The following is an 11,336-nucleotide window of genomic DNA, read 5'->3' as shown; positions in this document are numbered from 1 at the left end:
TCATCCAGCGAATCCCACGCGGCGAGAACGACGTGGTCGTCCTTCCTGTAGGCGTAGATCTTGATGTCGTAATCCGAGATGATCGGCAGCGGGGTCGCCCCGTCGAGCAGCTTGGCGACGGTCGCGTAGGCGGCGACGGGCGGCAGCGGCTTGACGCCATCCTGATGCCGCCAGATGCCGTACTCGTAGAGCCCGCCTTCGGTGCAGCCGATGTCCCGGAACCAGATGAGACGCTTGATCTGCGGGAACGAACGGGCCACCAGATGCGCGCGGGCCAGGTACGCCGCGAACCGAGCGGCCCACCGGCTGTCGCACGAGGCGCGAGCGTCGAGCCCCCAGCCCAGTTCGCCGATCCAGAACTCGCGGCCGCCCATATGCGATTGGTAGAGGTCGATGAACTCGCGGAGGCGGCTTTGCATGTTGCCCACCTCCGGACCCAACGCCACGTCGTCGGGACCGAGGTAGCGCGGATTGGCGTACGGGTGAGGGGCGTAGACGTCGAACGAATCGGCGGCGTCCTTGATGACCTCCGCGGTGAAGGCATGGCCGTCGCCGCAGACGTCGAAGACCAGTTTCTTGCCCGCGGCTTGGAAGCTTGGATGCGCCGCGTTCAGCAGGGCGGCGAACGACCGCGCGCGGTGCGCGACCTGCGGCAACGTCAGGTCGGGTTCATTGTGGAAGTCGAAGTAGGTGATCTCGTCCTTGTAGGTCGCAAGGACCTTCTCGATGTAGTTTTTGATCAGGTCCGGCGAGGCGGGAAAGCCGTCCGCACCCCGCGCCCAGGCCGGCGGCGGGACGGTCAGCATGGTGACCAACGCGCCGAAGCCCTGTTCGATCACCGCCAGGCCCTTGGGCATGTTGAATTGGCCCGGTTCCTTTTCGACGCCGTCCCACAGCGCTCCGCCGTGGCGTATCCAGTTGACGCCGATGGCGTGAAGGGCGTCGGAGCCGATGGCGTACAAGCCGTCGGTGTGCATGCCGAAAAAACTCTCGTCGATGGCGATCCGGTTCGGCTCGCGCACCACGGCGACGGGGCTGACGTATTCGTTGAGGATCGACCCGGTCCGATCGCGAACGACGAATCGGACGGTGTAGTAGCCCGGCTGCATCGTCGGCAGCAGTTCCAGCGTGGTTTCGGAGGTCTTACCGGTCTCCAAATCCAGTTGCAGCGTGGAGCGGCCGATCGGACCCAGCGTCGCTTCGGAGACGGTATAGTCAACCGACAGCGGCAAGGCCTCATTGGGGCATCGCGCGTTGAAGAAGGCAACGTCCAGCGTCAGCGGCTTGCCTTCCCGCAGCACGACCACTTCGCTGCGCGCGCCGCTGGTGGCCTGGATGACGACCGGATCGGGATCGCGGTAGGCGGTGGCCGTCGCACCCTCTTCCAGTTGGACCGCGTCGAGCCAGATCGGTTCGTTCGGATCGGTCGTGCCGAAGAATATCCCCGCGCCGATCGGCTGGGCCATCGGCGCAAGCTCGACGGTCAGCCGCGTCCACTGCGAGGTCAGCGGCAGTTGGCGATTCAGCACGGTGCTGTAGTTCATCCAGGCTGAGACGTTGATCGTGCCCGCCGTTCGGGCTTTGGCGTAGAATGACAGCGTGTACGGCCGATCCGGCTTGATCCGGCCGGTGGCGCAGTGGACGCCCGCTCCGTTGCACTTGAGGCTCCGGGCGCCGACGGCGGCGGTGGAGGCGTCGACCGCACCATCGGTCTGCCAGCCGCTGGTTCCAAGCTCCAAGCTGGTGTTGCCGGTAAGGAGATTCCCGGATGCCTCGGCCGCCGCTGGGTTCTGGGCAGGAGAAACGTCGGCCGAATTGACGAACTCCACATAGTCGAGCTTGAACGCAAAGGGTTCCTGATGGTAAACCGCAAACGCGAAGGCCCACAGCTTGTCCTTCTCGAATTGCTGATTGCCCTCGCCGTGCATCGTGTACGAGTAGCGGAATCTCTCGAACGGGACCACAACCCGCGTCCACTGATCGCCCGACGGAACGGGCATGGAGGTCCGGAAGCAATCGACGCCCTGGCAGAGCTTGGGGTCTTCCTCCAACTGAACGTCGCAGGCGATATTGCCGGAGACGCGCTTGACCCAGAACGAGATCGCATCGCAGCCTTCCGGCGCGGGCAGGGCAAGCCGGCAGACCAGCGTGGTCTCTCCGGATTCGGGTACCTCCACCAGCAGCGATCCGGCGCCTTCCGCGGCGTCCGATGAGATCGTCAGCGTCGGCTTGTCCGCGCCGGGCGAGACCCAACTGCTCCAGGTAACCTGACCGTCGTTGAAGTCGTCGATCAGCCGCGGCTCAGCCGCGTGCGAGACGCAGATCAGGCAGATCCAAACCAGAACACAAGACGCAACGAGTCCGTGGCGCACCATGATGATCCTTATGTGTACAGAGGGTCAAACCGATGGGTCTTGCGAGCCCATCGCGCGATTATTCGTCGTTCCACCCGGCGTATTTGCAGAAATCGTTGACGAACCTGGAGAAGATCATGACCGGATCGTTCGGACCGCGCGCCTTCGTGACGGCATGGCCGTCGAAGAACAGCAGGTTGGTCGCGTCACGATGTCTGAACATGCCATAATAGGCAGGATCCTCTATGTAGATCGCGTGGTGGTTGAGGCCGGAGTGCAGCGAGTCGGCCAGAAGGGCCTTGGCCCCCGGGTCCGGCAGTTGGGTCACCCGCATATACCACTTGCGACGGGGAAGGACGACCGGATCGATGTGGGTCAGGTTTCCGCTCATGCCGTAGTGGGTCTGGTTCATCCACCAATCCGGCGAGGCGTCTCCCGCTGGGCACCGCCAGACGCCTTCGGGATAGGTGCCGGCATTAAGGGCGATCACCTCCGGATACGTGTCGTTGGGGCCGACGCCGTGGCGAACCAGACCGGCGTCCAGCAGCAGCCAGGCCCAGATGCGGTAATCAACGCCCGCCATCGGCGGCTGAGGCCACCACGACGCCGGAGGAATCACGTCGTAATACATGTCGAAATACTGCTGAAACACGATTCCCGCCTGTCGCTGGTTGCTCAGGCACGCCACCGTTTTGGCCGTGTCCCGCGCCGCGCTGAGGGCGGGCAGCAGGATCGAGACCAGCACGGCGATGATCGCCACCACGACCAGCAGCTCAATCAGCGTGAAAGATCTTGTATTCCGGATTTCGGATTTCGCGTTGGTGCAAGAGGCGGCTTGGCGGTTCATGTCTGTCCTCTTTCAAATCGGCAATCAACAATCAGCCATCGACAGTTCTTCTTCCGGTGGTTTCGCCCAGGTAGAGCGGATCGGTGGTCGGCCGCAGCAGCAGCGGGCCGATCCAGTTCTCGCCGCCGCGGGCCATCCACTCGACGCAGAGGGTCATGTGCGGCGTGATATCGGCGATCCGCACGCAGGTCAGCGACGGGCAGAGGTACCGGCTGGTGCCGTCGTCGTTGGCGGCGCACACCGAGACGTCCGTGCCCACGCGGATGCCGCGCTCGTGCATCGCCCGCATCGCCCCGATGGCCACCGACTGCGTGGTGCAAAAGAGGGCCGTCGCGTCAAATTCGTGGTTGTCCAGCAGGCGGCCCATCACCTCGTAGGCCTGGATCCACGCGAAACCGTACGACTGGACCGGTTCGTCGACGAGCCGGCCGGCGTAACCGTGGCGGGCCCGCCAGAGATTCCACTGCTCGATCCGCTTGATGCAGACCGGCTCCCGCGGCTGAGTGTTCAGGCAGTCGATGTGCCGATGGCCCAGCGAGTCGAGATGGTCGAGCAACTGTTGCACCAACACCGGCGGCGAGATGAACACCGATGGAATCCCATGCTCGGTCAGGTCCTGATCGAAGACCACCACCGGCGCGGGCGATCTCTTGAGCAGGTTCAGCACCTCCGCCGGCAGGTCCTCGGAGACCGACAGCAGGAACACCCCGTCGAAGTTGCTGAGCGTATCGAGGATGGTTGGGTCGTCCCAGTGGACGAAGTCCACCGGCCGAACCGATGCCTTAAGCTTGTCGGCGGCCATCTCGACCGGCACCCGCCACAGATCGGAGTAGAGCGAATGAAATGCCGGTTCGAGGAACGCCAACTGCAGCCGCCGGGAACTCTCGCCGATCCGACGGTTGACCTCCAACTGACCGTTCGGCCGCCGAACCAGAATCCGCTTGTCGATCAACACCTGGATCGCCTTGCGGGTCGTGATCCGCGAGACCCCAGCCTGGATGGCAAGCTGCCGCTCCGGAGGGATATCCTTGACGGCGTAGTCGCCGTGCTGGATCCGCTTCTCCAATAACTGGGCCACTCTCTGGTACTTGAGCATATACCACCTCGGTACAGTATCCGAGTATAATACCAACGTGGTCCTATTTCAAGAAAAATCTACTCCAAAGCAGAAGACCCGGCACGGAGCACGCGGAATACGCGGAGGGAAAGTAGCCAGAATCCAGAATTCAGAAGCGAGAATGAAGACAACAGGTGCATTTATAATAATTAACTATAATACTCGACTTTAAGTTATTCGCGGCATGGTCGTTGCTTTAGCAAAAGGCCCCTAGGCGTCGGCCTTTGGGAACGACAGGAAGTCAGGCAACAGCCCCCTACCAGCTTCTGACTTCTGCCTTCCGGTATTCTCCCTTCCTCTCCCTCCGCGTGTTCCGCGTGCTCCGTGCTGATTCGAACGAAAAGGCCTTTGATTCGCAGGCTGATTTGGATATAGTTAACCAACTCGGCCGCGTAGCCAAGTGGATCAAGGCGACGGATTGCAAATCCGTTATTCGTGGGTTCGAATCCCACCGCGGCCTTTGTTTACTCCCTCCAACCGCAAGAGTTCCTCCCGCTCTGGCTTTCTCTGATTGCCCGATCTGCTGACCGCCTGACGCCCCGTCTCCCCAGAGCCCGGAGTCTTCCTGTGTCGGATTGTGCGAGGAGGTTCGGGGTGGAGAATGCTGGAAATTGTGGGCTGGGCGCGGGGAGAATGCTGGATCGGTGGTTTCGGATGTTGAGCTTGGAGGACTGAGCGGTGGCGATCGAGATTGGCTGGCGGGAAGGGCTGGTGTATCCGGCGATGGTCAAGGGCGTGGCGGCGGGGATTGTCGAGGGTCGGCTGCTGGTGGCGGGCGGAATGGGGTATCCGTGGCGGGAAGTGGAGTTCGGGTTCGCGCTGCCGACCGGGCAGAGGGCCGAAGGCAAGGCGCCGGCGCGGGTGGCTGGTGAGCGGATCGACGCGCCGTTGGGGAACTGGTCGCCGCTTCCTCCGCTGCCGGTGGGGGTGGCTTGGACGTCGGGCGTGGCGGCGGGGGGCGGTTTGGTCGTCGTGGGCGGTCGTCGCCAGTCGGCTGACGGCGAGGTCGACGGGATCGCCGAGGTCTGGTTTTTCGATGTGGCCGAAGGCGGGGGTGCGTGGCGGCGGCTGGCGGATCGGCCGTCGCGCGCGTCGATTCCAACGACCGCAGCCGACGGCGACCACGTCTACACCGCGTTCGGCACGAGCTGGCGTCCGCACCCTGAGCACGCGGTGGACGACCTGAACATCTACCGGCTTGACGTGCGGTCCGGGTCGGGCTGGGAGACGGTGACCCGCTTTCCGGGCAAGCCGCGATGGGGTGCGGCGATGGCGGTCTGCGGAGGCACGCTGTACGTGATCGGAGGCCACGACGTCCCGCTGGGCGGGGTGCGTGAGAAGACAGGAGGCAACGCCTATCAGGAACGCGACGGTCGGACGGTGCTGGAGACGTTTTCCGAAGCGTGGGCGTTCGACCTGGCCGGTGGCGGCTGGTCGCGGTTGGCCTCGCCGCCGAGGGCGTTTGTCGCCGCGGGGTTCACGGTGGCGGACCGGTGGGTGGTGCTGGCGGGCGGAGCCAGTTGGGTGGTCGATGGGTACGGCGTGAGCGTGCTGATGCAGAACCACGTGGCGAGTCTGGAGATGGTCAGTTTTTCGCGGGAGGTCTGGGCGTTCGACACGCGAAGCGGGCGGTGGAGTTGCCTTGAGCCGCTGCCGTATGGGATATGCAGCGCAGCCGCGGCGGCTGAGGGAAACCGCGTGTACCTGGTGGGCAACGAGACGATCGACAAGGCCCGGAGCAACACGTTCGGCACGGTGTTCGAAGGGACGATCCGTCTGACCGGCCCGGATGACGGGAGCTGACCGACGGCGGCTGGGATGGCTCTGGATGACAACAAGGCGCCGAAGTCAGGAGCGTGAACGTGTCGAACCTTGAAAACAACCGGACTCTCACCGAGTGTCTCGAACGTCTCGAGTCGATGATCGATCTGGAGCACGTGGCGCGGACGCGGGAGCTTCAGCGGCGGGCGTTCGCCTTCGAGCCGGTCGAGCACGTGCCGACCGCCATTCTGTTTCCGGTCGCCGACGAGGAGTGGCCCAACTACGGCTTTGCCGAAATCTTCGACGATCCCGCCAAGATGCTGCTCCACGAGCTGCGCGACGTCTACGCGGGCGTCAAGCTCGGCGACGACCGGCTCTATGGCCTTCGGGCCAACTACGGCACGGGCATCATCGCCTCGATGTTCGGCTGCCCGGTCCACACGTTCGATGAGACTCTGCCCATCGGCATGGAGGTCTCCGAGTCCCGGCTCAGGCAGATCCTCGACGCCGACGCGCCCGGCCTCGAAGCCGGCCTGATGCCGCGTGTGCTCGAGACCGCCGCGTTCTTCCGCCAGGCCTTAAAGCCCTATCCGAAGCTCTCGCAGGCCGTCGGTTCGCAGGTGTTCGACATCCAGGGCCCGTTCGACAACGCCTCGATCATCTGGGGCTCGGCGATCTACATGGCGATTTACGACAGTCCGGAGCTGATCCAACGGTTAATGGCCCTGGTGACCGAGACGATCCGCAAGACGGTCCGAGCGCTGCGGGAGGTCGACGGCTGTCCGATCGAGGAGCACGACGGAACGTGGAACCACCTGGGCGGCCTTTGCATCCGAAACGACTCGACGGTCAACCTCAGCGGCGGGCAGTACGACGCGTTCGTCCGCGACTTCGACGCCAAGCTGCTCGCCGAATTCGGCGGGTGGATCCACTTCTGCGGCCGCGGGCACCAGTGGTGGCCGCGGATGCTGGCGATGCCGGGCCTCTCAGCCCTCAACCCGTTCCAGGGCGAGTTCTACGACCTGTACGAGATGTACGAGACCTGCGAAGCGGCCCGCGTGGCGATCGTCCAGTGGACCGCGCCGGTGGATGCCCGCTGCCGCCAGCGCATCCGCACGGGTTTTTCACGAATCATCTCCGCCAACGGCTACGACCACGCCCAACGGCTCAAGGACACGCTGGCCAGGACGGGCCATGCCGATGCACAGTGACGGCGACAGCGGCCAAGCCGGATGCCGCCTCCTGACGCCCGGTCTCGTCTAGGGCCTTTTCTTGCCGCGGCGGGATCGGTAGAATATTTCCCCAAGCACGCACCGCTGGAGTAGGGCACGGGCGCGGTCCGCCCGTCTTAATCCATGGCGGAAGAGATACATTGGCGGAGATGGAGCGCAGATGCCCAGACGGAATGACATTAAGAAAGTAATGATTATCGGTTCGGGTCCGATTGTGATCGGGCAGGCTTGCGAATTCGATTATTCCGGCACGCAGGCGTGCAAGGCCCTTCGCAAGCTCGGCTACGAGATCGTACTGGCCAACTCCAACCCAGCCACCATCATGACCGATCCGGGCATGGCCGACCGGACGTACATCGAGCCGCTGAACGTCGAGTACATGGCGGAAATCATCGCCAAGGAGCGGCCGGACGCCCTGCTGCCGAATCTCGGCGGCCAGTCGGGCCTGAACCTCTCATCCGAGCTGCACAAGGCGGGCGTGCTCGACAAGTATGGCGTGAAGGTGATCGGCGTGCAGGTGGACGCGATCGAGCGGGGCGAGGACCGGATGGCGTTCAAGCGAACGATGGCGTCGCTGGGCATCGAGGTGCCGCGGAGCGAGATCGCCACGAGCCTGGAGGAGGCCGAACGCATCCTCGAACGCATCCCGCTGCCGGTGGTGATCCGGCCCGCGTACACGATGGGCGGCACGGGCGGCGGCCTGGTCTACAACATCGAGGAGTTCCGCACCATTGTCGATCGCGGGCTGCAGGCGAGCCTGGTCCACCAGGTGCTGATCGAGGAGTCGGTGCTCGGCTGGGAGGAACTGGAACTCGAGGTCGTCCGCGACGCCAGGAACCAGATGATCACGGTGTGCTTCATCGAGAACGTCGACGCGATGGGCGTGCACACCGGCGATTCGTTCTGCACCGCGCCGATGCTGACGATCTCAAAGGAGTTGCAGGAGCGGCTGCAGAAACATTCGTACGACATCGTCGAGGCCATCCAGGTCATCGGCGGGACAAACGTGCAGTTCGCCCACGACCCCAGGACCGGCCGGGTGGTGGTGATCGAGATCAACCCGCGAACGTCGCGCTCGTCGGCGTTGGCCTCAAAGGCGACGGGTTTTCCGATCGCGATGGTCTCGTCGATGCTGGCCGGCGGCATGACGCTCGACGAGATCCCGTACTGGCGAGACGGCACGCTGGAGAAGTACACGCCGTCGGGCGACTACGTGGTGGTCAAGTTCGCCCGCTGGGGATTCGAGAAATTCCGCGACGCGGTGGATCGCCTGGGCACGCAGATGCGGGCGGTCGGCGAGGTGATGAGCATCGGCAAGACGTACAAGGAGGCGCTGCAGAAGGCGATCCGGTCGCTGGAGACCGGGCGGTACGGCCTGGGGTTCGCCAAGGATTTCAACCGCAAATCGACGAGCGAGCTGATGGTCCTGCTGGCCGAACCGGGCAGCGAGCGGCAGTTCATCATGTACGAAGCCCTGCGCAAGGGCGTGAGCGTTGAGGAGCTCCACGCCAAGACGCATATCAAGGCGTGGTTCATCGAGCAGATGAAGGAACTGGTGGAATTCGAGGAAGAGATTCTGCGGCATCGCGGCTCGCCGCTGCCGGACAAGCTGCTGGTCCAGGCCAAGAAGGACGGCTTTGCCGACCGGTACCTTGCCAAACTGCTGCAGACGCCGGAGGTCGAGATTCGCAAGCAGCGGACGCGGCTGGGCGTGGTCGAAGGCTGGGAGCCGGTGCCGGTCAGCGGCGTCGAAAACGCCGCGTACTATTTCTCGACCTACAACGCGCCGGACAAGACGACCGCCAGTAGCGGGCGGAAGATCATGATCCTCGGCGGCGGGCCCAACCGGATCGGCCAGGGCATCGAGTTCGACTACTGCTGCGTCCACGCCGCGTTCGCCCTCCGCGACGCCGGCTTCGAGTCGATCATGGTCAACTGCAACCCGGAGACGGTCAGCACCGACTACGACACGTCGAACAAGCTGTACTTCGAGCCGTTGACCGTCGAGGACGTGCTGAGCATCTACGAAAAAGAAAAGCCCGAGGGCGTGATCGTGCAGTTCGGCGGCCAGACGCCGCTGAACATCGCCAGCGAGTTGGCGGCGGCGGGCGTGAAGATCATCGGCACCACGCCGGACACCATCGACCTGGCGGAGGACCGCGACCGTTTCCAGGAGATGATGACCAAACTCGGCATCCCGATGGCCCCATCGGGCATGGCGAGCACGACGGAGCAGGCGCTGGCGGTCGCCGGCCGGATCGGCTACCCGCTGATGGTCCGGCCGTCGTACGTGCTGGGCGGACGCGGCATGGAGTGCGTGCACGACGAGGAGGAGCTGCGGCGTTACTTCTCAGCCGCCGTCGACGTCACGCCGGAGCGCCCAATCCTGATCGACAAGTTCCTCGAAAACGCGATCGAAGCCGAGGCCGACGCCGTCGCCGACGGGACCGATGCGTTCGTGCCCGCGGTCATGGAGCACATCGAACTGGCGGGCATCCACTCGGGCGATTCGGCGTGCGTGATCCCGCCGTTCAGCATCCCAGCCAAGCACCTCGAAACCATCCGCGAGTACACGCGAAAGATCGCCATGGCGATGAACGTGGTCGGGCTGATGAACATGCAGTACGCCATCGCCAACGACACGGTCTACGTCCTCGAGGCCAACCCGCGGGCGTCGCGGACGGTGCCGCTGGTCTCCAAGGTCTGCGGGCTGTCGATGGCCCGGATCGCCACGCAGCTCATGCTGGGCAGCAAGCTCTCCGAGTTCAACCTGGCCCTGCGGAGGATCCCGCACTTCGGGGTCAAGGAGGCGGTCTTCCCGTTCAACATGTTCCCCGAGACCGACCCGCTATTAGGCCCGGAGATGCGGTCGACCGGTGAGGTGCTGGGCTTGGCGGATTCGTTCGGTCTGGCGTACTTCAAGTCGCAGGACGGCTGCCAGCAGCGACTGCCGACCGAGGGAACGGTGCTGATCAGCGTCTCGCCGCGCGAGCGGCTGGCCGTCCTGGAGGCGGCCCGGCGTCTCAACGACCTGGGCTTTAAGATCAAAGCCACCGAAGGCACCCGCAACTTCCTGGCGGAGCACGGCATCGAGGCGGAACTGGTCCAGAAACTGCACGAGGGCCGGCCCAACGTGGGCGACGCGATCAAGAACGGCGAGGTCCAGCTTGTGATCAACACCCCCGTCGGCAAGCTCTCGCAGTACGACGACTCGTACATCCGCAAGAGCGCGATCAAGCACAAGATCCCGTACATCACCACCGCCACCGCGGCCATCGCCGCCGCCCGGGGCATCGAAGCCGCCCGGGCCAGCCGCCCGTGCGTCCGATCGCTACAGGATTACCACGCGAACATAAAATAAAATCATAAAACTGGCGACCGTAGGTGGCAGAAGTGGGAGATTTTGGCGAGAACCTCTGTGAGAAACCGTCGTATATTCTGTTAGAGCCAGAACACAAGACATCGTCAAAATCGCTTTCTTTGCAGAATCCTCCTCCACTAGCCCGTTCGAAAGAACGGGCTTTTTTACGCGCGGAGAAGTAGTCAGAATCGATAAGCTTAACTGATAAAGTCAGTTACAGACTTCGGCGCATCCTGCCTGGATGAGGACGGAGGCCAAGTCACGGCCATCAACTTCGACATCGGCCACCACGAACGGGGTCTGATCCAGGGCATAGAGCCGCTGTGAATCGTTCCGATGGATGTTGTGGAGACTGATCCGACGGGCGTCTTTGAGGGTGGCCAGGGCGAACTTCCGGGCCTCGGCGCCGGGATCGCAGAAAAGGGCGCCGGTGCAGGAGGAGCAACTTGGGGGTTTGATCTCGCGGCAACTGATGCCCGCGATCTGCACAAACACCTGCCGGCCCAGCGTCGGGTGGGACGACTGGAGATCGGCCTTAAACAGATCGCCCCGATAGACCTTGACCACCCGGCCAATGGCCAGGTTCTGACCGGGGTCGGCTTGGACGTCGACGGACGGTTGTTGCGAAGCGCATCCCGCGACAAGCAAAGCCAGTCCTAGAATG

The 11,336-nt window shown here is 63.8% G+C and carries 7 protein-coding genes and 1 tRNA gene; 4 read left to right on the top strand and 4 right to left on the bottom strand.

Annotation, left to right across the window (positions count from 1 at the left end):
• The 3 genes from GXY33_02430 to GXY33_02420 all read right to left on the bottom strand — a co-directional run.
• On the bottom strand, nucleotides 1-2,375 hold a 2,375-nt coding region (locus GXY33_02430; GenBank protein NLX03980.1), incomplete at its 3' end, for a hypothetical protein.
• A 58-nt stretch (nucleotides 2,376-2,433) separates the two neighbouring features.
• Nucleotides 2,434-3,201, bottom strand: coding sequence for a prepilin-type N-terminal cleavage/methylation domain-containing protein (locus GXY33_02425; GenBank protein NLX03979.1), 768 nt, complete (start codon nucleotides 3,199-3,201; stop codon nucleotides 2,434-2,436).
• A gap of 31 nt (nucleotides 3,202-3,232) precedes the next feature.
• Nucleotides 3,233-4,297 (bottom strand): substrate-binding domain-containing protein, encoded by a 1,065-nt coding sequence (locus GXY33_02420; GenBank protein NLX03978.1) that lies wholly within the window; start codon nucleotides 4,295-4,297, stop codon nucleotides 3,233-3,235.
• Between the two features lie 407 nt (nucleotides 4,298-4,704).
• Here GXY33_02420 and GXY33_02415 point away from each other — a divergent pair.
• The 4 genes from GXY33_02415 (at nucleotide 4,705) to carB (ending at nucleotide 10,672) form a co-directional block, all read left to right on the top strand.
• Nucleotides 4,705-4,778, top strand: a tRNA-Cys gene (locus GXY33_02415).
• Between the two features lie 218 nt (nucleotides 4,779-4,996).
• On the top strand, nucleotides 4,997-6,121 hold the full coding sequence (locus tag GXY33_02410; protein NLX03977.1) for a hypothetical protein: 1,125 nt from the start codon (nucleotides 4,997-4,999) through the stop codon (nucleotides 6,119-6,121).
• Nucleotides 6,122-6,180: 59 nt separating this feature from the next.
• Entirely contained in the window at nucleotides 6,181-7,290 is a 1,110-nt protein-coding gene (locus tag GXY33_02405; protein NLX03976.1) for a hypothetical protein, read from the top strand.
• Between the two features lie 181 nt (nucleotides 7,291-7,471).
• Nucleotides 7,472-10,672: a carbamoyl-phosphate synthase large subunit gene (carB, locus tag GXY33_02400; GenBank protein NLX03975.1), complete on the top strand. Its 3,201-nt coding sequence runs from the start codon at nucleotides 7,472-7,474 to the stop codon at nucleotides 10,670-10,672.
• 210 nt (nucleotides 10,673-10,882) lie between these two features.
• Here carB and GXY33_02395 read toward each other — a convergent pair.
• A partial coding sequence (locus GXY33_02395; GenBank protein NLX03974.1) for a hypothetical protein occupies nucleotides 10,883-11,336 on the bottom strand: 454 nt, incomplete at its 5' end.

It is taken from the genome of Phycisphaerae bacterium (assembly GCA_012729815.1).
In the GTDB taxonomy this organism is placed as follows: Bacteria; Planctomycetota; Phycisphaerae; order JAAYCJ01; family JAAYCJ01; genus JAAYCJ01.
This window is presented reverse-complemented; position numbering and strand designations above follow the sequence as displayed.